Source organism: Pseudomonas ekonensis (genome assembly GCF_019145435.1).
In the GTDB taxonomy this organism is placed as follows: domain Bacteria; phylum Pseudomonadota; class Gammaproteobacteria; order Pseudomonadales; family Pseudomonadaceae; genus Aquipseudomonas; species Aquipseudomonas ekonensis.
Window position 1 is genome coordinate 504,137 of the sequence record NZ_JAHSTS010000002.1, and the last position, 23,319, is coordinate 527,455.

12 protein-coding genes (1 of these 12 running past the window's edge) are annotated in these 23,319 nt (G+C 67.8%); 8 read left to right on the forward strand and 4 right to left on the reverse strand.

Annotated features, from left to right (window positions below; all coding sequences use genetic code 11):
• A protein-coding gene (locus KVG96_RS15235) for a non-ribosomal peptide synthetase (RefSeq protein WP_217892883.1) crosses the window boundary here: on the reverse strand, positions 1-9,541 show its 5' portion. The gene continues 2,870 nt to the left of window position 1, outside the view; the window shows 9,541 of its 12,411 coding nt (coding positions 1-9,541); its start codon is at positions 9,539-9,541; its stop codon lies beyond the left edge, outside the window.
• Between the two features lie 307 nt (positions 9,542-9,848).
• A complete protein-coding gene (locus KVG96_RS15240) occupies positions 9,849-10,586 on the reverse strand; it encodes a thioesterase II family protein (protein WP_217892884.1) in 738 nt (245 codons plus the stop codon).
• A gap of 138 nt (positions 10,587-10,724) precedes the next feature.
• Here KVG96_RS15240 and KVG96_RS15245 point away from each other — a divergent pair, with 138 nt between their 5' ends.
• The gene (locus KVG96_RS15245) at positions 10,725-11,858 is read left to right on the forward strand and encodes a cupin-like domain-containing protein (RefSeq protein WP_217892885.1); all 1,134 of its coding nucleotides are present in this window, start codon (positions 10,725-10,727) and stop codon (positions 11,856-11,858) included.
• Between the two features lie 220 nt (positions 11,859-12,078).
• Here KVG96_RS15245 and KVG96_RS15250 read toward each other — a convergent pair whose 3' ends face one another.
• Positions 12,079-13,251 carry an MFS transporter gene (locus tag KVG96_RS15250; protein ID WP_217892886.1) on the reverse strand — a complete coding sequence of 391 codons (1,173 nt, stop codon included), beginning with the start codon at positions 13,249-13,251 and terminating at the stop codon, positions 12,079-12,081.
• Positions 13,252-13,475: 224 nt separating this feature from the next.
• Between KVG96_RS15250 and idi the strand changes: the two genes are divergently transcribed.
• From idi to KVG96_RS15270, 4 genes are all read left to right on the forward strand, one after another.
• On the forward strand, positions 13,476-15,005 hold the full coding sequence (gene idi, locus KVG96_RS27565) for an isopentenyl-diphosphate Delta-isomerase (protein ID WP_264082381.1): 1,530 nt from the start codon (positions 13,476-13,478) through the stop codon (positions 15,003-15,005).
• Between the two features lie 89 nt (positions 15,006-15,094).
• A complete protein-coding gene (locus KVG96_RS15260; protein ID WP_217892887.1) occupies positions 15,095-16,921 on the forward strand; it encodes a glycoside hydrolase family 15 protein in 1,827 nt (608 codons plus the stop codon).
• Positions 16,922-17,325: 404 nt separating this feature from the next.
• A complete protein-coding gene (locus KVG96_RS15265; RefSeq protein ID WP_217892888.1) occupies positions 17,326-17,712 on the forward strand; it encodes a hypothetical protein in 387 nt (128 codons plus the stop codon).
• A 16-nt stretch (positions 17,713-17,728) separates the two neighbouring features.
• Complete coding sequence (locus tag KVG96_RS15270) at positions 17,729-18,628, forward strand: alpha/beta fold hydrolase (protein WP_217892889.1); 900 nt, start codon at positions 17,729-17,731, stop codon at positions 18,626-18,628.
• A 17-nt stretch (positions 18,629-18,645) separates the two neighbouring features.
• On the opposite strand, the gene KVG96_RS15275 is transcribed toward KVG96_RS15270, so the two are convergent.
• Complete coding sequence (locus tag KVG96_RS15275) at positions 18,646-19,632, reverse strand: GlxA family transcriptional regulator (RefSeq protein ID WP_217892890.1); 987 nt, start codon at positions 19,630-19,632, stop codon at positions 18,646-18,648.
• A 90-nt stretch (positions 19,633-19,722) separates the two neighbouring features.
• Between KVG96_RS15275 and inhA the strand changes: the two genes are divergently transcribed.
• From inhA to KVG96_RS15290, 3 genes are all read left to right on the forward strand, one after another.
• Entirely contained in the window at positions 19,723-20,409 is a 687-nt protein-coding gene (inhA, locus tag KVG96_RS15280; protein ID WP_217892891.1) for an isonitrile hydratase, read from the forward strand.
• A 423-nt stretch (positions 20,410-20,832) separates the two neighbouring features.
• A complete protein-coding gene (locus KVG96_RS15285) occupies positions 20,833-21,624 on the forward strand; it encodes a CPBP family intramembrane glutamic endopeptidase (RefSeq protein ID WP_217892892.1) in 792 nt (263 codons plus the stop codon).
• A gap of 102 nt (positions 21,625-21,726) precedes the next feature.
• Positions 21,727-23,292: a methyl-accepting chemotaxis protein gene (locus KVG96_RS15290; RefSeq protein WP_217892893.1), complete on the forward strand. Its 1,566-nt coding sequence runs from the start codon at positions 21,727-21,729 to the stop codon at positions 23,290-23,292.
• Positions 23,293-23,319 lie beyond the last annotated feature (27 nt).

Here is a 23,319-nt window from a genome sequence, read left to right on the forward strand (position 1 = left end):
TCCAGTCGAGCACGCGGAACGGCACCGCGACCTGGCGTTGCACCACCTGCACCGGCTGCGCCAGGTCGCCCTGCCAGACGAACCCGGTGCGCAGGATGTCGTGGGCGTCCATCGCCGCCTGCCAGGCGGCGCGGAAACGTTCGGGATCGACGCCGTCCACGTCCAGGCGCATCTGGTTGATGTAGTCGCCGTTGCCATGTTCAAGCAGGGTGTGGAACAGCATGCCCTGCTGCATCGGCGACAGCGGATAGAGGTCGTCGATGGCCTGCGGCTGCGGCGCCAGCCCGTCGAGCTGGGCCTGGGTCAGCGTGGCCAGCGGGAAGTCCGACGGCGTCACGCCGCGGTTGGCGCTGTCGCAGCAATGGGCGATGAGCGCGGTCAGCTCTTGCAGGTAGTCGTCGGCCAGGCGCTGGATGGTCGCCGGGGCGAACATCTCGCGGCTGAACGTCCAGCTCAGATCCAGCTCGCCGCCGAACACTTTGCCGTCCAGGGCCAGCGGGCTGCCCAGCGGGCCTTGCAGGTTCACTTCTTCGCCGCCGGATTCGGCGGTCGGCGCGAACAGCGCATCGCCTTCGGCCTCGAAGCCGCCGTCGAACTGGCCCAGGTAGTTGAAGGTCAGGCGCGGCGTCGGCAAGGCTTGCAGGGTCTGGCGCGCGTGGTCGTCGCCCAGGTGCGCGAGGGCGCCGAAGCCGATGCCCTTGTTCGGGATCGCCCGCAGTTGTTCCTTGATCTGCTTGAGCGAAGCCCCCAGATCCGCGGCCGGCGTCAGGCGCGCCGGGAACAGGCTGGTGAACCAGCCGACGGTGCGGGTCAGATCGACCGTGTCGAACAGGTCTTCGCGGCCATGCCCTTCCAGTTGCACCAGCACGCTGTCGTCGCCGGTCCAGCGCACCATCACCCGCGCCAACGCGGTCAGCAGCAGGTCGTTGACCTGGGTGCGGTAGGCCGCCGGGGCCTCCTGCAACAGTTGGCGGGTCAGCTCTTTGTCCAGCGGCGTACGGATCGCCTGCGCCTGGCAGTGCCGCTGGCCGCCCTCGGGGTTGTCGCACGGCAGCGCCACCGAAGCGCCTTGCAGTTGCTGCTGCCAGAAGCCCAGCTCAGCCTGCAACGGCTCGCTGGCGGCATAGCCCTGCAACGCTTCGGCCCAGGCCTTGACCGAACTGGTCCTGGCCGGCAACTGCACGGCGGCGCCGGCCAGGATCTGCCGGTAAGCGCTTTGCAGGTCTTCGAACAGGATCCGCCATGACACACCGTCGACCACCAAGTGATGGACGATCAGCAACAGGCGCTGGCTGCCGTCGGCCAGATCCGCCAGCACAGCGCGGATCAGCGAACCGCCGTTCAGCTTCAGGCTGCGCTGGGCCTGGTTGCCCAAGACCTCCAGCGCCGCCAGGTCGGCGACCTCGGCCTGGATGAGCACGGCTTCCCCCGCCAGCGCCTCCGCGCTGCGGTACTGCGCCGACCAGGCGTCGGCCTGCCCGGTGAATGCCAGGCGCAGGCTGTCGTGGTGCGCCACCAAGGCCTGCAACGCTTGCTCCAGCACCTGCCCGTCCAGCGGCTGGCGGGCCTTGAGCATCACCGACTGGTTCCAGTGGTGACGGTCCGGGACCGGCTGGGCGAAGAACCACTGATGGATCGGCAGCAGCGCGGTCTCACCGCTGGCCGGCCGCTGGTCGATCGCCTGCAGCGGCTCGCCGGTCTGCACCACGGTCGCCAGCGCCTGGACGGTCTGGTGCTGGAACAGGTCTTTGGGCGTGAAGCGCAGCCCGGCCTGGCGGGCGCGGCTGACCACCTGGATCGAGATGATCGAGTCGCCGCCCAGTTCGAAGAAGTTGTCGCTCAGGCCGACCCGCTCAAGCTTGAGCACGTCCTGCCAGATCGTCGCCAGTTGCTGCTCCAGCACGGTCTGCGGCGCCACGTAGGCCTGCTGCAATTGGCTGACGTCGGGCTTGGGCAGGTTCTTGCGGTCGAGCTTGCCGTTGGGCGTCAGCGGCATGCGTTCGAGCGTCAGCACGTAGGCCGGCACCATGTGCGCCGGCATCGTCGCCTTCAGTTGCTCGCGCAGGCCCTCGGCGAAGTCCGCCCGCTGCGCGTCGCCGACCACGTAGGCCACCAGGCGCTTGCTGCCGCCGCTTTCCTGGGCCACCACCACCGCTTCGCGCACGCCCTCCAGGGCTTGCAGGCGCGCCTCGATTTCCCCCAGTTCGATGCGGAAACCGCGGATCTTCACCTGGTTGTCGATGCGTTGCAGGTAGTCGAAGGTGCCGTCGGCGCGCTGGCGCACCAGGTCACCGGTGCGGTACAGCACGCCACCGGCCTGGCCGAACGGGTCGGCGACGAAACGCTCGGCGGTCATCGCCGCCCGGTTCAGGTAGCCGCGGGCCACGCCGCTGCCGCCCAGGTACAGCTCGCCGGCCATGCCTTGGGGCAACAGGTTCAGGTCGGCGTCGAGCACGTAGGCGCTGCGGTCGCCGATGCGGCTGCCGATCGGCGCATAGGCGGCGCCGCACGGTTCGTCGCGCCCGGCCTTCCAGATCAGCGGGGTGACCACGGTCTCGGTCGGGCCGTAGCCGTTGATGATGTACTCCGGGTCCAGCGCACGCTTGACCCGTTCGAAACTGGCGTTCGGCACCGCGTCGCCGCCGAAGCAGTAGATGCGCACCTTCGGCGGGTTGCCCACGCGCTCGGCGTGTTCGGCCAGCTGTTGCAGGTACACCGGCGGGAACGCGACCACGGTCACGCCGTGTTCGAGCATGGCGTTGTAGGTCTGCTCCGGCGTCCACAGGCTGTCGTCGCGGATCAGCAGCGAGCCGCCGTGGGTCAGGCTGGTCAGCCAGCGTTCGTGGGCGCCGTCGAAGGCGAACGACATGAAGTGGAATTCGCAGTCGGTGTCGCGCATCTCGTAGCGCTCGCCGATGGCCAGGCAATGCATCGCCAGCGGGCCGTGGGTGACGCTCACGCCTTTGGGATTGCCGGTGGAGCCAGAGGTGTAGATCACGTAGGCGAGGTTGTCCGGGGCCAGCGCCACGTCCGGCGCCCGGGCCGGACGGCCGCTGAGGTCGAGGCGATCCAGTTCCAGCACGCTCAGCGCCTCGCCGACCGGCAACTGCGCCGACACCCGCGAATCGGTCAGCAGCAGCGCCAGGCCGGCGTCCTGCATCAGGTACGCCAGGCGCTCGCGCGGGTAGCTGGTGTCCAGCGGCACATAGGCGCCGCCGGCCTTGAGCACCGCCAGCAGCGCGACGATCAGGCCTTCGCTGCGCGGCATGGCCACGCCGACCCGCACTTCGGCGCCCACGCCACGGGCCACCAGCTCATGGGCCAGGCGGTTGGCCCGGGCATCGAGTTCGCCATAGCTGTAGTGCTTGCCGTCGAAGATCACGGCGGTGCGCTCAGGCTGTTGCGCCGCCAGCCGGGCGTAGCGCTGATGCACGGCGATGTCCGTCGGGTAGGCCTGCGGCCGGTTTTCGGCCTGTTGCCGTGTGTGTTCCTCGGCGGTGGCCAGGGCGATCTCGCCGAGGCGGCGCTCGCCGGATTCGGCGAACCGCTCCAGCAGGTGCAGCAATTGCGCGCTGAGGCGCTCGACCGTGGCGGCGCTGAAATGCGCCCGGTCGACGCTCATGTGCAGCGCCAGGGTGTCGCCCAGGGTGACGCCCAAGGTCAGCGGGTAGTGGGTCTGATCCTGGTTGGCCACCGGGCCGAATACCACGCCTTCGGCGGTGCCGTGCTGCAGCGCTTCGGAGATCGGGAAGTTCTCGAACACCAGCAAGGTGTCGAACAGCGACTCGCCGCCCTGCCCGGCCCAGCGCTGGATGTTCGCCAGCGGCGTGTGCTCGAACTCGCGCAGCGCCAGGTTTTGCGCCTGCACGGCGGCCAGCCACGCGGCCACGGTCTGGTCCGGGCGGCTGGCGGCGATCACCGGCAAGGTGTTGATGAACAGGCCCACCTGCTGCTCGATGCCCGCCAGCTCCGCCGGACGCCCGGCCACGGTGGTGCCGAACGCCACGCAGGCGCTGCCGGTGTAGCGCTGCAACAGCAGCAGCCAGGCGGCCTGCACCAGCGTGTTGACGGTGACTTTCTGTTCGCGGGCAAACGCGTTCAGGCGCCGGGTGCGCGCCGCGTCGAGGTCGTGATGCGTGAGGGCATGACCGCTTTCCGTGCGCACCTCGCCGCCGGCCGCCGCAGCCTGCGCCAGTACGGTCGGCTCCTGGAAGTCCGCCAGTTGCGCCAGCCAGAACGCTTCGCTGACGGCGGCGTCCTGACGTTGCAGCCACTGGATGTAATCGGCGTAGCGGCTCACCGGACGCGGCGGCTCAAGCCCCGCGTAACGCTGCAGCACCTCACCGAGCATCTGCGCGCTGCTCCAGCCGTCCATCAGGATGTGGTGGTTGGTGAAGATCAGGTGATGGCGGTGCTCGGCGACGCGGATCAGGGTCACGCGCAGCAGTCCGGCCCCGGCCAGGTCGAAGCCCTGGGCCAGGTCGGCGGCGGTGAAGTCCTTGAGCGCCCGGGCGATGTCGTCGCGTTCGCGCCAGTCGAGCAGCGTGTACGGCAATTCGAGGCGGCGATGGATGATCTGCAGTTGCTCCTGCAGTTCGCCCTGCCAGATGAAGCCGCTGCGCAGGATGTCATGGGCGTCCATGGTCGCCTGCCACGCGGCGCGGAAGCGCTCGGGGTCGAGGCCGTCGACGTCCACGCACAGCTGGTTGATGTAGGTGCCGGTGCCTTGCTCGTACAGGGTGTGGAACAGCATGCCCTGCTGCATCGGCGACAGCGGATAGAGGTCTTCGATGGCGGCGGCCGGCACCGGGATCGCGTCCAGCTGCGCCTGGGCGATGTGCGCCAGCGGGAAGTCCGACGGCGTCACGCCCATCGACTCCGGCAGGCAGCAATGGCGGATCAGGGCCTGAAGCTCGGTTTCGTACTCGGCGGCCAGACGGGCGATGGTCGCCTCGTTGAACTGCTCGCGGCTGAAGGTCCAGCGCAGGTCGAGTTCGCCGTCGTAGACCTGGCCTTCGACGCCCAGCCAGTTGTCCAGCGGCGCGTCCGGGCTCTGCTCGCCGCCGGCGCCCTCGCCGGCCGGGCTGAACAGCGCGCCCTCTTCGGCATCGAAACTGCCGTCGAACTGGCCGAGGTAGTTGAAGGTGATGCGCGGCGTCGGCAGCGCTTTCAGGCTGGCCTGCACGGAGGCGTCGCCCAGGTGGCGCAGCACGCCGAAGCCGATGCCTTTGTTGGGGATCGCGCGCAGCTGTTCCTTGACCTGCTTGATCGCCGCCGCGACGGATTCCGCCGGGGTCAGGCGCACCGGGAACAGGCTGGTGAACCAGCCGACGGTGCGGGTCAGGTCGATGTCGTCGAACAGGTCTTCGCGGCCGTGGCCTTCCAGCTGGATCAGGGTGTCGGTGTGGCCGGTCCAGCGGCAGATCACCCGCGCCAGCGCAGTCAGCAGCAGGTCGTTGACCTGGGTGCGGTAGGCCGCCGGGGCCTGTTGCAGCAGCTGTTGGGTGAGGCTCTTGTCGAGACGGCTGTGGACAACCTTGGCGTGGCGGCTCTGGCGGCTGCCCTGCGGGTTGTCGCACGGCAGCGTCAGTTCGGCGCCGTCGAGCTGGCGTTGCCAGAAGCCCAGTTCGGCCTGCACCGCGTCGGTCGCGGCGTAGGCTTGCAGGCGTTCGCCCCAGGCCTTGTACGGGCTGGTCTTGGCCGGCAGTCGAATGCCCGTGCCTTGCGCCGCTTGCTGATAGGCCTGTTGCAGATCCTCCAGCAAAATCCGCCACGACACGCCGTCCACCGCCAGGTGATGCACCGCCAGCAACAGGCGCTGGCTGCCGTCGGCGACGGTGGCCAGCACCGCACGCAGCAGCGGGCCGCGCTGCAGGCTCAGGCTCTGCTGGGCCTTGCCGTACAGCGCTTGCAGGTCGGCATCGGCCAGACCGTCCGCCGCCCACAGCAGTTCAGGGTCGGCCGCCACCGGCGCCACGTCGGCGCGCCAGCCGTCGGCGCCCTCGACGAAGCGCGAGCGCAGGCCGTCGTGGTGCGCCGCCAGCCCGTTGAGCGCTTGCAGCAGCGCGTCGGCATTCAGGGCCTGATGGCTGCGCAGCAGCACCGCCTGGTTCCAGTGGTGACGCTGGGGAATGGCGTCTTCGAAGAAGGTCTGCTGGATCGGCAGCAACGGCAGTTCGCCGGTCACCGGCCCCTGATCGATGCTCACCCCGCTGCGGCCCTGCTGCGCCACGGCGGCCAGGGCCTGGACAGTCTGGTGCTGGAACAGGTCGCGGGGGCTGAAGTGGATGCCGGCCTGGCGCGAACGGCTGACCACCTGAATGGAAATGATCGAGTCGCCGCCCAGCTCGAAGAAGTTGTCGGTCAGGCCGACCTGGTCGAGCTTGAGCACGTCCTGCCAGATCGCCGCGATCTTCTGTTCCAGCTCGCTGCGCGGCGCGACGAACGCCTGCTGCATCTGGCTGGCGTCCGGCGCCGGCAGGGCCTTGCGGTCGAGCTTGCCGTTGGGGCTCAGGGGCAGCGCGGCCAGGAACACCATCTGGGTCGGCACCATGTAGTCCGGCAGGCTGTCCTTGAGCTGCGCCTTGATCGCCTCGCGGGCCGCGCCCTGGCCGTCCGCCGAGGCATCGACCACGGCAGCGTCCGTCGGCACCACATAGGCGACCAGTTGCAGGCTGCTGCCGCCCTGCACCGCGAGCACCACGGTCTCGCTGACCGCGTCCAGCGCCAGCAGGCGCGCTTCTACCTCGCCCAACTCGATCCGGAAACCGCGGATCTTCACTTGATGGTCGACCCGGCCGACGTACTCGATCTGGCCGAGGGCGTTGTAGCGCGCCAGGTCGCCGGTGCGGTACAGGCGCGCACCGTCGGCGCAGAACGGATCAGGGATGAAGCGCTCGGCGGTCAGGTCGGCGCGCTGGAAGTAACCTCGTGCCAGCAACTCGCCGCCGAGCATCAGCTCGCCGACCACGCCGACCGGGGTCGGCTGACCCTCGGCGTCCAGCAGGTAGGCATGGCGGCCCGGCAGCGGACGGCCGATGGGCATCGTCAGCGGCAGCGCCTGCTGCCCGCTGACGTAGTCGCTGCAATCGAGGGTGGTGGCGGTGACGGTGGCCTCGGTCGGGCCGTAGGTGTTGAGCAGCCTCACGTGCCCCAGCCCCGCCTCGCGCCAGGCCTGCACGCCTTCCGGCGGCATCGCCTCGCCGCCGCTGTGCACCTGGCGCAGCGCAGCATAGTCGCGCGGGCCTGCGGCGGCGAATTCCTTGGCGATCATGTTCCAATAGGCGGTGGTCAGGTCCATCACCGTGATGCCCTGCCCGACGATCTGGCGATACAGGGTCTCGCTGTCCCACACCTCGTTGCCGCGCAGCACCACGCGGGCGCCGCAGGTCAGCGGGCCGAACAGTTGCTCGCCGAACGCATCGAAGTTGAACGTGGCGAACTGCAGCGCGCAATCGGCGGCGCTCAGGCCGTAGTAGTGCTGCGAAGCGAAGGCGTGCTTGCTCAGGGCGCCATGGCTGATGCCGACGCCTTTCGGGCGGCCGGTGGAGCCGGAGGTGAACATCACGTAGGCCAGGTTGTCGGCCCACACGGTGCGCTGCGGGTTGCTGTCATCGTCGTGCGCCCAGACATCGGCCTGGTCCAGGCACAGGCTCTGAACGCTCCCGGGCACCGGCAGGCGTTCGAGCAGATGGCTTTGGGTCAGCAGCAGACGGCTGCCGCTGTCTTCGATCATGCACAGCAGGCGGTCGCGCGGGTATTGCGGATCCAGCGGCACATAGGCGCCGCCGGCCTTGAGCACGGCGAGGATCGCGACGATCAGCTCCAGCCCCCGGTCGACCGCGATGCCCACCAGCACCTCCGGCCCGACGCCTTCGGCCAGCAGCGTGCGGGCCAGACGGTTGGCCCGGGCGTTGAGCTGGGCATAGGTCAGTTGCTCGCCGTCAAAGATCAGGGCGAGCGCGTCCGGGGTCTTCGCTGCCTCGGCCTCGAACAGCTCATGCACGGGGCGCTCGCTCGGCCATGCGGCGTCATGGCGGCCCCACTGGCGGATCAACTGCTCGTGTTCCTGCGCCTGCATCAGACCGATGTCGCCGACCCGCTGCTGCGGATCGGCGGCGACGCTGCGCAGCAGTTCGTTCCAGTGCCGCGCCATGCGCTCGATGGTTTGCCCATCGAACAGGTCGCTGGCGTAGGTGAACGCCGCGTGCAGCTGGCCGCCCTTTTCGTAGGTGTCCAGGCTCAGGTCGAACTGGGTGCTGCGGCTTTCCCACTCGATGACGCCCAGCTCCAGGCCGCTGCCGACCTTGAGCGCGGTGACGTCGGCGACTTCCGGCTGGTGGTTGTACATCACCTGGAACAGCGGGTTGTAGCTCAGGCTGCGCTCCAGCTTCAGCGCCTCGACCAGGCGCTCGAACGGCAGGTCCTGGTGGGCCTGGGCGCCGAGGGCGGTTTCCTTGAGGTCGCGCAGCAGGTCGGCGAAACGGGTCTGGCCGTCCAGTTGCGCACGCAGCACCTGGGTATTGACGAAGAAGCCGATCAGCCCTTCGATCTCGCGGCGGTTGCGGTTGGCGATGGGCACGCCGACGCGCAGGTCGGTCTGCCCGGTGTAGCGGTGCAGCAGCACATTGAAGGTGCCCAGCAACAGCATGAACAGGGTGACGCCGTGCTGGCGGGCCACGCCGCGCAACTGCTCGACCAGCCCGGCCTCGACGACGTGCTCCAGGCGCCGGCCCAGGTTGCTCGGCAGCACCGGCCGCGGACGGTCCAGCGGCAGTTCCAGCACCGGATGTTCGTCGCCCATCTGCGCCAGCCAGTAGTCGAGCTGGCGCTGCTGTTCGCCGGCCTCCAGCCAGCGGCGCTGCCACAGCGCATAGTCGCTGTACTGCACCGGCAGCGGCGGCAGTTCGGCGGCGATGCCTTGGTCGTGGGCGTCGTAGAAGCGGCAGAACTCGTCGATCAGCACGTTCATCGACCAACCGTCGGACACGATGTGGTGCAGGGTCAGCAGCAGCACGTGTTCCTGCTCACCCAGTTGCAGCAGCACCACCCGCAGCAGCGGGCCGTTGGCCAGGTCGAACGGCTCCAGCGATTGTGCCTGGGCGGCGGTCGCCACCTGCGCCTCACGCTCGTGCGCCGGGAGGGCCGACAGGTCGATGCGGCGGATCTCCAACGGCTGTTGCAGCGGCACTTGCAGCAGGCTGTCGTCGGCCTGCTGGCGGAACACGGTGCGCAGGGTCTCGTGACGTTCGATGAGGCTGGCGAAGGCCTGCTCCAGCGCTGGCCGGTTCAGGCGCCCGGTCAGGCGCACCGCCGCCGGCAGGTTGTAGGCGCCGCTCTGCGGATCCAGGTGCCAGAGAAACCACATGCGCTGCTGGGCGTAGGACAGCGCCTGGCGATCCTCGGCCTCGACCCCGGCCGGAATCGGAAACCTTGAAAAGTCCACGCCTTCGCGTTGCAGGGCGGCGAGGAACATCTGGCGCTTTTCCAGCGGCAACCCGATAAACCGGCGAGCGAGTTTCAAGGAGTCATCAGCATTCATTTCTTGGGATCCGGATTCAGTAGGCAAGAAGCACAAAGGCACGTCGTCCCTATAAAACGAATCCAGACCTGAAAAATTAGCGATTGAGAACAACTATCAGAAGGGAGGCAAAGCGAGGATGGGCAAGTGAATTCCGCAAGGCGGGAGCCGCTGTCTTGATTGTGTCCTGCGGTGACCGGGCCGGCCTCTTCGCGGGCAAGCCCGCTCCCACAGGGTGCCGGGTGAATGCAGAAACTGCGGTCACCGCACAGCCAGATGAGAGCCAGCCTGCTGGCGAGGGTGCCGCCTGCAGGACAGGAGGGAAATGTCAGGCGCTCACGGCCAGCGCATGCCGCCGGTGATGGATCTCCAACTGGTCCTTGATCACCTTCAGCACCTTGGCCTCGTGCTCATGGATGAAGAAGTGCCCGCCGGCCAGCATGTCCACCGAGAAGCTGCCCCGGGTCTCCTTGCTCCAGCCGATCAGCTGTTCGGTGGTGGCGCGGTCGGCCTTGCCGCCGAGCACGTGCACCGGGCAGTTGAGCAAGGGGCGCTGCAACGGCTCGAAGGTGCCGCAGAGCAGGAAGTCCGCGCGCAGGATCGGCAGGGTCAGGCTCATCAGTTCCTGGTTGGCCAACACCTCTTCGCTGGTGCCGTTGAGCGTGCGCAGCTGCTCGATCAGCTCGGCATCGGTCTTGGGGTCGGCAAAGCCACGGTCGTAGTCGGCCCGCAGGGTCGGCGCCGCCGTGCCGGAGGCGAACAGCGCCACCGGCTCCGGGCAACCCAAGGCGCGCAAGGCATGGGCCAGCTCGCAGGCCAGCAACGCGCCCAGGCTGTGACCGAACAGCGCGTACGGGGTCTTGAGCGTCGGGCGCAATTCTTTGGCCAACTGCATCGCCAGCCCCCGCATGTCGGTGTGCAGCGGCTCGTCGAACCGGGCCCCGCGCCCCGGCAGTTCCACCGGCTGCAATTGCAGCCATTGCGGCAGCTTGGGCCGCCAGCGGCTGTAGACCATGGCACTGGCGCCGGAGTACGGCAGGCACAGCAGGGTCAACTTGGTCACCACGCTTCCCTCTCATGAACGTCTCTATAGAGGGGGGACGGATGGCCCGCCCGGCAAATTAGTCGGCGCCCGGTAAATTCCCCCGACAAGCGCTCGTTAACCGTTCAGACCAAAACAACAACGTCACAGCGGGGAATCACCGTGGATCTGCACAGCATTCTGGGCAAACTGTTCGCCAATGCCGGCGCCGTCGGCATCGAAGGCGTGTTCCAATTCGTGTTCGGCCCGCAGGCGGCGTACTGGGCCGAGGTCGGCGCCGCCAGCCGCACCGGGCCCGGGCGCCACGCCAGCCCCGATGTGACCATCGAAGTGGCGCAGCAGGATTTCCTCGGGATCATGGGCGGCACGGCCAACGTCGAGGAACTGTTCGCCAGCGGTCGCCTGAAGATCGGCGGCAACATGGGCCTGGCCACGCTGCTGCCGCAGATCATCGACCAGGCCATGCACGGCGGCGCCGTGACCGAAAAGGTCGACATGAACAAACGCTACCCGACGCCGGCGCGCTTCAGCGAGCGACTCACCGCAGGGCTGCCGGTGCAGACCCAGGTCGAACGGCGCCCGCGCAGCGAGTTGCCGGTGGACGAATTCAGGCGCCGCTACCTGCCCCAGGGCATTCCCGTGGTGATCAGCAACGCGCTGCACGACTGGCCGCTGTTCAACCTCAGCCGTGAAGAATCGCTGGCGCATTTCGCCGAGCTGCAAGGCATCACCCGCCACGGCGACTACGTGAAGAAGACCTTCTCCACCGAACGGGACTTCCGCTCCACGTCCATGGCCGAGTTCATCGCCTCCCTCGACAGCCCGGCGGTCAAGGGCGAAAACGGCGAGCCGCCGGCCTACATGGGCAACAACATCCTGCCGGCCAAGCTGATGGAGCAGATCCGCCTGCCGGCCTACTTCGACGCCGGGCTGTTCATCCCGCCCCGGATCTGGATCGGCCCCAAAGGCACGCTCACGCCGCTGCACCGCGACGACACCGACAACCTGTTCGCCCAGGTCTGGGGCCAGAAGCGGTTCACCCTCGCCGCCCCCCATCACCGCGAAGCGCTGGGCACCTGGTCCACCGCGCCGGAGGGCGGCCTCGATGGCTGCGACTTCAACCCGGACGCGCCGGACTACGGGCGTTTCCCCGCGGCCCGCGACGTGACGTTCCTGCGGGTGGTGCTGGAGGCCGGGGACCTGCTGTTCCTGCCTGAGGGCTGGTTCCATCAGGTGGAGTCGGTCTCGACGTCGCTGTCAGTGAACTTCTGGGTGAATTCCGGCCGGGGCTGGTGAAACAGCAGCCTTGACCCTGCCCGGCGGTGCCCTTGCTGACGCAATCGCCAGCAAGCTGGCTCCTACAGGTTCATGTGCACGGCGGATCCCCTGTAGGAGCGAGCCTGCTCGCGATGACGGCAGCCCATTCAGCCTCGATGTATCAGATACACCGCCATCGCCAGCAGGCTGGCTCCCACTGGGGCCTGTGCAAGGCACAGATCCCATGTAGGGGCGGGCTTCATTTGAGGTGACGGTAACTCTGGATCGCCGAGCCCAGCACCACCGCCCCCGCCGCGATCGCCAGCCAGAACCCGCTGCGGGCGCCGAAGGCATCCACCAGCGCGCCGGAACCGGCGGCGCCGACCGCCACGCCGATGCTCAGGCCGGTGACCAGCCAGGTCAGCCCTTCGGTGAGCTTGGCCGGCGGCACGATGCGCTCGACCAGCGCCATGGCGACGATCAGGGTCGGCGAGAAGAACAGCCCGGCGATGAACACCGCCACCGACAGCCCGAGAATATTGCCCGACAGCAACAGCGGCAGCGTGGTCACCGCTGTCGCCGTCCCGCCGTACATGAACAGTTGCGGCAGCGGCAGCCGCGAACGCATCGCCCCGAACGCGATGCCGGCCAGGCACGAACCGATGGCGTACACCGACAGCACGATGCTCGCCGCCGCCGGCTGGCCCTGCTGCTGGGCGAAGGCGACGCTGACCACGTCCACCACGCCGACGATGACGCCCATGGCGACCATCAGCAGCAACAGCAGGCGGATGTCCGGCGAGCGGATGATCGAGCCCTGGTGGTGTTCTTCGTGAGGATGCACCGGCGGTTCGGTGCTGCGCTGGGCCACGAACGCGGTGACGCCCACCGCCAGCATCAGCAGCGCCGCCAGCGGCCCGGCCTCGGGGAACACCGCCACGCACAACCCCACCGACAGCGGCGGGCCGACGATGAAGCAGACCTCGTCGAGCACCGACTCCAGCGCATAGGCGGTCTGCAATTGCGGCTGGCCGCGGTAGATCCGGGTCCAGCGCGCCCGCACCATCGCTGACATGCTCGGCATGCAGCCGGCCAACGCGGCGCAGACGAACAGCGTCCAGTACGGCGCCTGCAAGCGGGTGCACAGCAGCAACATCAGCAGCGCCCCGCCGCCGATCAGCGCCGACACCGGCAGCACCCGGCCCTGGCCGAACCGGTCCACCAGCCGCGATACCTGCGGCGCGCAGAACGCCGTGGCCAGCGCGAACGTCGCCGCCACCCCGCCGGCCAGGCTGTAGCCGCCCTTGAGCTGGGACAGCATGGTGATCACGCCGATGCCGGTCATGGAAATCGGCATGCGCGCGATCATCCCGGCGATCACAAAGTTGCGGGCGCCGGGGGCGTTGAACAGTTCGCGGTAAGGATTGGCCATCGGTTGCGGTCTCGTCAGGGGCCTGCAACTTGCCACAAAGGCCCGTGGACGCAAAAGCGCCGAATTGTTGGTGGAGTGTGAAGCCCGCGTCCGTCGGGCCGTTTGGCGAAACCCGCCGCGCCGGACTATTTTTCAACGGTACCGATCACCCACGCCTGTTGTTCACCAGCCAGTCGGGTCAGCCGTCACGCCCTGCCGCGAAGGCCTTCATACGAGCCAAAGCCATGGAAGAGATGCTGATCCTGGTCTCCCCCAGAGACCGCCCCACCGGCACCGCCCCCAAGATGCAGGTGCACCGCCAGGGCCTGCGCCACCGCGCCTTCTCGATCTTCATCTTCGACCCGCACGGGCGGTTGCTGCTGCAGCGGCGCGCCGCCGGCAAATACCACTCCGCCGGCCTGTGGACCAACACCTGCTGCGGGCATCCCCGGCCGGGCGAGCGCACCCCGGCGGCCGCCCGACGTCGCCTCCAGGAAGAGATGGGCCTCACCTGCGACCTGCTCGAAGTCACCGCGATGCTTTACCGCGAACAGGTGACCGACCAACTCATCGAACATGAATACGACCACCTCCTCATCGGGCTCAGTACGGCCGACCCGCAGGCCAATCCCGAAGAGGCCCAGGACTGGCAATGGCTGACGCTGGAGGCGCTGACGCAGCAACTGCTCATGAGCCCGGAGCGGTTCACCGTGTGGCTGCGGCGCATCTTCGAGACGTTCGGCAGCGACACCGTCGGGCGCTGGGCCGAAACCGCACGCCAGCACTTGGGCGATGCAGAGCCTGCTCCGGCCTCGGCCTGGCACGTGCCGCCCCTGCATTGCCCCGCCCCGTTTCGCATCGACGACGCGTTGGCGGACACCGTCGATGACCTGCTGTTGCCGTGGGTCGCCCGGATCGGCATCTTCGACGGCCAGCTCGACAAGATCCGCGCATCGGGCTTCGGCCGTTTCGCCACGCTGTGCCACACCGACACCGACGACCCCGACCGCCTGCTGCTCTCGGCGCAATGCATCGCCGCCCTGTTCGCCGTGGACGATCACTACTGCGACGACGAGCGCACCGGCTCGCAGCCCCGGCGGGTCGGCCCGCGCCTGTCGGTGGCCCTCGCCGCGCTGGAGCCGGTGCACCTGACCGCGCCGTTCCACGCCGACCTCGTCCGCGCGCTGGAGCGCGACCCGGTGCTGGTGGCGCTGCAGGCCTACATGAAGCGGGTCGAAGCCTTCGCCACGCCTTCCCAGGTGGCCCGCGTGCGTCATGAAGTCATCGCCATGTTCGTCACCATGACGGCCGAGGCCGCCTGGCGCACCGAAGGCATCGCCCCGGCGTTGTGGGAGTACCTGGCCCAGCGTCAGACCAACAGCTTCCTGCCGTGCATGTCGCTGATCGACGTGATCGGCGGCTATGAACTGCCGGCCAACGTCTACAGCCATCCGGCGGTGCGGCGGGTCACGACCCTGGCCGCCAGCGCCACGATCATCGCCAACGACCTGTTCTCGGCCCCCAAGGAAAGCCTCGCGGCCATCGGCGACTTCAATCTGCCGGGGTTGATGATCCGGGCCCTGAACGGCTCCCCGCAGGACGCCATGGCCCGCAGCGCGGCCATCCACGATCAGGTGATGCGCCAGTACGAAGACGCCGAACGGACATTGCTGGCCGACGCCGACCCGCTGCTCGCCCGCTACCTCAAAGGCGTGAAGAGCTGGGTGGCGGGCAGCCTGGAGTGGCATCGCCACAGCGGCCGCTACCGGGTCTGAGGCGGCGGGACTTTTCATGTCCGGGGATGAACTCTGGCCGTCACCCTCCGGTCAGCTAAATAAGTCCCCTGCCCCGGAGCCCCCAGGCCATGGCCGAGCATCACCCGGAACGCCAGAGCGCCATCGATGCCCACGGCATCATCGGCGACATGCGCAGCGCCGCGCTGGTCAACGATCAGGGCAGCGTGGATTTTTTCTGCTGGCCCGAGTTCGACAGCCCGTCGATCTTCTGCTCGCTGCTGGACACCCCCGACGCGGGCATCTTCCAGCTGGCGCCGGACCTGCCCGAGGCGCGCCGGGAACAGATCTACCTGCCGGACACCAACGTCCTGCAGACCCGCTGGCTCAGCGAGCGCGCCGTGGTCGAGATCACCGACCTGCTGCCGGTCGGCGACCGCAGCGACACCTTGCCGCTGCTGATGCGCCGGGTGCGGGTGGTCAGCGGCCAGGCGACGTTCCGGCTGCGCTGCGCGGTGCGCCACGACTACGGCCGCGCCGCCACCCGCGCCCGGGCGGACAAGCAGGACGTGACCTTCAGCGCCGACGGCCAGCCGACCCTGCGCCTGACCGCGGACCGGCCGATGCGCATCGAGGCGCAGGCCGCCGTCGCCGAGTTCACCCTCAAGCAGGATCAGCGCGCGGCCTTCATGCTCGGCGCCGGCGACGACCCGCGGCTAGGCGAAGACCACGGCGACCTGTACCTGGAGCGCACCCTGAAGTTCTGGCGCGACTGGCTCCGCCAGTCCACCTACCGCGGGCGTTGGCGGGAAATGGTCAACCGTTCCGCCCTGGCGATGAAGCTGCTGACCTCCCGCGAACACGGCGCGATCCTCGCCGCCGCCACGTTCGGCCTGCCGGAAACGCCCGCCGGCACACGCAACTGGGACTACCGCTACACCTGGATCCGCGACGCATCCTTCACCGTGTACGCCTTCATGCGCCTGGGCTTCGTCGACGAGGCCAACGACTACATGCGCTGGCTGCGCGGCCGGGTCAGCGATTGCCGGGGCCAGCCGATGAAGCTCAACATCCTGTACGCCATCGACGGGCGCCAGGAACTGCCGGAGACCGAACTCACCCATTTGTCCGGCCACGGCGGGGCCCGGCCGGTGCGCATCGGCAACCAGGCGTACGAACAGATCCAGCTCGATATCTACGGCGAACTGATGGACGCGGTGTACCTGGTCAACAAGTACGGCGACGCCATTTCCCACGAGGGCTGGAAGCACGTGCAGGAAGTGGTCGATCAGGTCTGTGAGACCTGGCAGAACGAAGACGTGGGCATCTGGGAAATGCGCGGTGAGCAGCATCACTTCCTGCACTCGCGGCTGATGGGCTGGGTGGCGCTGGACCGGGCCATCCGCCTGGCCTCCAAGCGTTCGCTGCCGGCGCCGTTCGCCCGCTGGGACCAAACGCGCCAGGCGATCCACAGCGACATCTGGGACAACTTCTGGAACGAGGAGCGCGGCCATTTCGTGCAGTACCTGGGCGGCACCGCCCTCGACGGTTCGATGCTGCTGATGCCGCTGGTGCGCTTCGTCAGCGCCAAAGATCCGCGCTGGCTCGCGACCCTGGACGCCATCGAAAAGCACTTGGTGCGCGACGGCATGGTCTACCGCTACCGCAACGACGACACCGGCATCGACGGCCTGCCCGGCACCGAAGGCGCGTTCGCCGCCTGCTCGTTCTGGTACGTCGAATGCCTGGCCCGCGCAGGCCGGGTAGACAAGGCCCACCTGGAGTTCGAACAACTGCTGCGCTACGCCAATCCGCTGGGCCTGTACGCCGAAGAGTTCGACAGCCGCGGCCGCCACCTGGGCAACACGCCCCAGGCCCTGACGCACCTGGCGCTGATCAGTGCGGCGTGCTTCCTCGACCGCAAACTGAGCGGGACGAAGAACTGTTGGCAGCCGTAGGGCGTCATCGTTTTTCGCCAGAGCCTGTCAGACATCTCCCGCACCAATCCCGGTTCGCGGAATGAATTCCTACAACAATTAAACGTTTCGCCCCCTCTATGGCGTGGGCAATGGCTCCCGCGGGTGGGCGAAGCGGCCCCCTTCTTTGTGCCACCGGATTTTTACTGACACAGCGCAGGGCCAGGAATTACGGCTATTTCGCGGTCGAGCGGGAGCCAGCGCCCTCGCCACAAGCGCACAAGTGAAGGCCTACAAATGTTCAACAAAAGCCGCGCAATGCCTCCCCCCGTAACTTGCACTTACACCCTGAAATACCTTGTTGCCAGCCGTGTCGCCCGCCCCTACCATCCACCGCAACGGGCACAGCGGAGCTGTCCAATAAAACCCGATTTCAAGGAACCAGAATGAGCCAGCGCATCCACCGTCAGATCGACGTTCCCCTTCGCACGGGCCTGACCCGCAGCCAGTTGTGGGAAGCCCACGACAAAGGCCTGATCAAATGCTGGGAGATCGGCCGCCAGCGCGCCGTGCGCTTTCCCGATCTGGCCAAGCGCTGCCTGGCCGACGAACTGCCGGTGCTGGGCTGGAAAGGCGGGGTCAGCCGCAGCCTGAAAAAGAACGAAAAGTACGGTTCCCTCAAATACCTGGCCGAATGGCAGGGCCTGCGCGGCGAGCATCTGGACATCGACCTGAGCGAAGAACGGGCGCTGACCTGCTCACGCACCGGCATGGTGGTGACGTTCACGCCGGACCGGAGCAAGTATTTCAATCAGGTGGCGGAAGAGGCCTGACAACGAGGAGTGCCGCATGAGCCATGACGCGATCCTGTTCAGCACAACACCCACCCTGACCATCGCCTATGAGCAGCACGGCCCGAGCGACGGTGCTGCGGTGATTCTCCTCCATGGCTTCCCCTACTCCCCCCGCGCCTACGACGAAGTCGCCCCGGCCCTCGCCGCCGAGGGCTGCCGGGTGATCGTGCCGTACCTGCGCGGCTACGGCCCGACCCGGTTCAACCGTGCGGACACGTTGCGCTCCGGCCAACAGGCGGCGCTGGCCCAGGATCTGCTGGACCTGATGGATGCGCTGGGCATCGCCCAGGCCACGCTGTGCGGCTACGACTGGGGCGGCCGGGCGGCGTGCATCGTGGCGGCGCTGTTTCCCGAGCGGGTGCACGGGCTGGTCACCGGCGACGGCTACAACCTGCAGAACATCCCGGCCTCCGTCCGGCCGCTGGATCCGGCCACCGAGCACCTGTACTGGTATCAGTACTATTTCCACACGCCCCGCGGCGTCGAGGGCCTGACGCAGAACCGGCGGGCGCTGTGCGAACTGCTCTGGCGCCTGTGGTCGCCCACCTGGACCGGCAATGCCGAGCGCTATCCCCTGACCGCCCCGGCCTTCGACAACCCGGACTTCGTCGAGGTAGTGATCCACTCTTACCGTCACCGCTTCATGTACGCCGCAGGCGATCCGGCGCTGGAGTGGATGGAGAAGGCCCTGGAGCAACAGCCTACGATCGGCGTGCCGACCGTTTCCCTGTGCGGCGCCGACGACGGCGTCGGCCCCGCGCCGGAAGAAGACGAAGACGCCGACCGCTTCACCGGCCCCTACGAGCGCCGGGTGCTGGCCGGTGTCGGGCACAACATTCCCGAAGAGGCGCCGCAGGAGACGCTCAGGGCGTTGCGGGAGCTGTTGCGCGCCTGAGGGTTAGCCCCTGATCATCACGCGTCCGCCAACCCCACCGAAAACCGCTCCCGATAAGCCTGCGGCGTCACCCCCATGGCCCGCAGGAAACTGCGGCGCAGGGTCTCTTCGCTGCCGAAGCCGCAATTCGCCGCGATCCGCTTGACCGCAAGCCCCGTGTCGCTCAGCAGCCGCCGGGCGGTCTCGACGCGCAGTTGCTCGATGGCCCGGGCCGGGGTCTGGCCGGTGTCGGCGCGGTAGTGGCGCACGAAGCTGCGCTCGCTCATGCCGGCCTGCTCGGCCAGGGCCGCGATGCCCAGGTCACGGGTGAGGTTTTCGGTGATCCAGGCATGCAGGTCGTCGAACCGGTTGCCTTGCCGGTGCAGCGACTGGTTCTGCAGCGACAGCATCACGCTGAACTGCGATTGCCCGCCCGGCCGCTTGAGGAACACCACCAGATGGCGGGCGACCTCCAGGGCGATGTCGCGGCCCAGATCCTCCTCCACCATGGCCAGCGCCAGGTCGATGCCGGCGGTGACGCCCGCCGAGGTCCAGACCGGGCCGTCATTGATGAAGATCGGATTGGCTTCGACCCGAAGTTTGGGGTGCTGGCGGGCCAGTTGCTCGCAGCGCGTCCAGTGGGTGACCACCCGGCGCCCGTCCAGCCAGCCGCTGGCCGCCAGCAGGAACGCACCGGTGCACACCGAGGCCACGCGCCGGCACGTGGCGGCATGCGTGCGTACCCAGTCCACCAGCGGCGCATGGTCGGCGGCGGCGTAGATGCCCCAGCCGCCGGCGATGATCAACGTGTCGCTGGGGGCCTGCGGCAACGGTTCGGCCAGCAGCGCCAGCCCGGCCGACGAGCGCACCGCCCCGCCGACGCTGGCGACCACCGACGGCGCATAAGGCACCGGCAGGCCGCGGTGGCGGGCGACGTCGTTGGCCGAGGCGAACACCTGCAAAGGACCGGTGACATCGAGCACCTGGACATCGGCGAACGCGAGGACATGGATGGATTTAGGCATTTGGCGAGATTCGTGGGTTGATTGGCGAATACGCCAAACGCTACGCGCCTACAGTGAAGCCGTCCACCCCCACTACAGGAGTAAAACGCCATGACCGTGCAGATCGGCTTTCTGTTGTTTCCCCAGGTGCAGCAACTGGACCTGACCGGCCCCTACGATGTGCTGGCTTCGCTGCCGGGCGTGCAAGTGCACCTGGTCTGGAAGGATCTGATTCCGGTCACCGCCAGCACAGGCCTGGTGCTCAAGCCGACCGTGACCTTCGACGACTGCCCGGCGCTCGATGTGCTGTGCGTGCCCGGCGGCGCAGGCGTCGGGCCGCTGATGGAGGACGACCAGACGCTGGACTTCCTCAGGCGGCAGGCCGCTCAGGCCCGGTACGTGACCTCGGTGTGCACCGGCTCCCTGGTGCTCGGGGCGGCCGGCCTGCTCAAGGGCAAACGGGCGACCACCCACTGGGCCTATCACGACCTGCTGGAAACGCTGGGGGCGATTGCCGTGAAGGATCGGGTGGTGCGCGACGGCCACCTGTTCACCGGTGGCGGCATCACCGCCGGGATCGACTTTGCGCTGGTGCTCGCGGCCGAACTGGTGGACGCCGACACGGCGCAGCGTGTGCAGCTGCAACTGGAATACGCGCCGGCGCCGCCGTTCGATTCGGGCAGCCCGGAGCGCGCGCCCGCCCACATCGTCGAAGAGGCCGTGCGGCTCGCGGCGCCGTCGCTGAGCAAGCGCCGGCAGATCACCGAACGCGCGGCGGCGAAGCTTGGATTGCGCTGAACCATCAGGCTCCATTGTCTGCCCCAGCCCTGCGGCGCCTTGGCGGACGCCATCGCCAGCAGGCTGGCTCCTACAGGGATCCGGGTTGACCGAAAAATCGGCGGTCACCACAAAACCCTGTGGGAGCAACTGTCTTGCTTCTGTCCTGCGGCGTCTGGACTGCCGCCATCGCTGGCAAGCCAGCTCCCACAAAGTTCTCGGTTGAATGCAAAGTGAGGAGGCACCGCAAGACCCTGTGGGAGCGGGCTTGCCCGCGATGGCAGTCTGTCAGCCTCCAACGCAGGTGGCTGATATGCCGCCATCGCGGGCAATCCCTCTCCCACAGGTACTGCGTGTGTCCCGGACTTTCGCTGCATCTTCACTTGTCCCCCCGTGCCTTGCCGTGTAGAAAGCAACCCCACATTCTGCGCACAAGGACCTCCCATGCCTGCCTTGCCATGGCTCTATCTCGGCCTTCTCGGCCTCGGTTACGGATGGGCGCTGAGCGTCGGCAGCCTCGGTTGGCTGGCGCTGGTTTCCGTGGGCCTGTTGCTGGTCGCCGGTTTCGCCGTCCGCCAGCAGAGCCTGCCGGTGGCCCGCTATCTCGGCCACGGCCTGTTTGTCGTGCTGGCGCTGGCGTTGGCCCTGCACTGGTTGCCGGGCTTTCACAACGGCCGGGCCATCGAGCCGCAACGCTTCACCGACGACGCCGTGCCGTTCTCGATGTACCTGAACCTGGACAAGCCCCTGATCGGCTTCTGGCTGCTGCTGGCCTGCCCGTGGATCGTCGCCCGCCGGCCGTTGCGCCTTCAGGTCTACGCCGCCGCGCTGGCCCTGGTGCTGACCGTAGTGCTGGCCCTGGGCGGCGCGCTGGCGCTCGGCATCATCGCCTGGGCGCCGAAGTGGCCGGATCAGGCCTGGCTGTGGGTGCTGAACAACCTGCTGCTGGTGACGCTGGTGGAGGAATCGCTGTTTCGCGGCTATATACAGGGCGGCCTGAGCCAGCGCTTCAAGTCCCTGCCCTACGGCGACAACCTGGCGCTGCTGCTGGCGTCGCTGCTGTTCGGCCTGGTGCACATCGGCGCCGGCTGGACGTGGGTGCTGCTGGCGAGCCTGGCGGGGGTCGGCTATGGTCTGGCCTACCGTTTCGGCGGCCTGGGCGCGGCGATCTCCACGCACTTTGCGCTGAACCTGCTGCACTTCGGGCTGTTCACCTACCCGATGCTCGCCGGCTGAGGCAAGCCCCGTTTTGCGACGCCGTACTTATTAATGAAAAAAAACTTCAATAAACGGCCAAGCCCGCCGACAACCTTTCAAAGCCTTGCGGATTGAAAAACCATGCGTAATAACCAGCCCATTACACAGCGCGAACGGACTTTCCCGGCTCAGCAACGGTTGATCTCCACAACCGACGCCAAGGGCGTGATCACCTACTGCAACGACGCTTTCGTCGAAATCAGCGGGTTCTCGCGCGAGGAACTGATCCGTGCGCCGCACAACCTGGTCCGTCACCCCGACGTCCCGGCTGCGGTGTTTTCGCACATGTGGGGCACACTGAAACAAGGCTTGCCATGGATGGGCATTGTCAAGAACCGCTGCAAGACCGGTGACCACTATTGGGTCAACGCCTATGTGACACCGGTGTTCGAAGGCAGTCAGGTGGTCGGCTACGAGTCGGTGCGGGTCAAACCCACCGCCGAGCAGGTCCGCCGTGCCGAAGCGCTCTACCAACGCATCAACCAGGGCAAGTCGGCGATTCCCAAAGCGGACAAATGGCTGCCGGTGCTCCAGGACTGGCTGCCGTTCATCCTGGTCAGCCAGCTGAGCTTCATGATCGGCGCCACGCTCAACTCCCAGTGGGGCTTCGCCCTCGCCGCCGGCCTCTCGGTGCCGCTGGGCCTGATGGGCCTGCAATGGCAGCAGCGCGGCCTCAAGCGCCTGCTGCGCCTGGCCGAGCAGACCACCTCTGACCCGTTGATCGCGCAGATGTACACCGACAGCCGCGGCGCCCAGGCGCGCCTGGAGATGTCGATCCTCAGTCAGGAAGCGCGCCTGAAGACCTGCCTGACCCGCCTGCAGGACACCGCCGAGCACCTGACCGATCAGGCCAAGCAGTCCGACGCCCTGGCGCACAACAGCTCCAGCGGCCTGGAACGCCAGCGCGTGGAGACCGAACAGGTCGCCACCGCCGTCAACCAGATGGCCGCCACCACCCAGGAAGTGGCCAGCCACGTGCAGCGCACCGCCGACGCCACCCAGGAAGCCAACCGCCTGACCGGCCGCGGCCGCGACATCGCAGGCGAAACCCGCGAAGCCATCCAGCGCCTGTCGGTGGTGGTGGGCGAAACCGGCCTGACCGTGACGCAACTGGCCCGGGACAGCGACGAGATCGGCGGCGTGGTGGACGTGATCAAAGGCATCGCCGACCAGACCAACCTGCTGGCGCTCAACGCCGCCATCGAAGCGGCCCGCGCCGGCGAGATGGGCCGCGGCTTCGCCGTGGTGGCCGACGAGGTCCGCCAACTGGCGCAGCGCACCAGCGAATCCACCGGGCAGATCCACGCCCTGATCGCCAAGCTGCAACAGACCGCCACCAGCGCCGTACAGACCATGGAAGCCGGGCACCGCCAGGCCGAAGAAGGCGTGGCGCGGGTGCTCGAAGCGGACCAGGCCCTGGTGGGCATCAGCGAAGCGGTGGCCAACATCACCGACATGACCACCCAGATCGCCGCCGCCACCGAAGAGCAAAGCGCGGTGGCCGAAGAGATCAGCCGCAACATCAGCAACATCTCGGAACTGGCGGACCAGACCTCGGAACAGGCGCACAACTCGGCGCTGCTGAGCGAAGAGCTGACCAAAACGGCCAACACGCAGTATTCGTTGGTGGAGCGGTTTAACCGCTGATTGGACTGGCAACAAAGAAAACCCGGA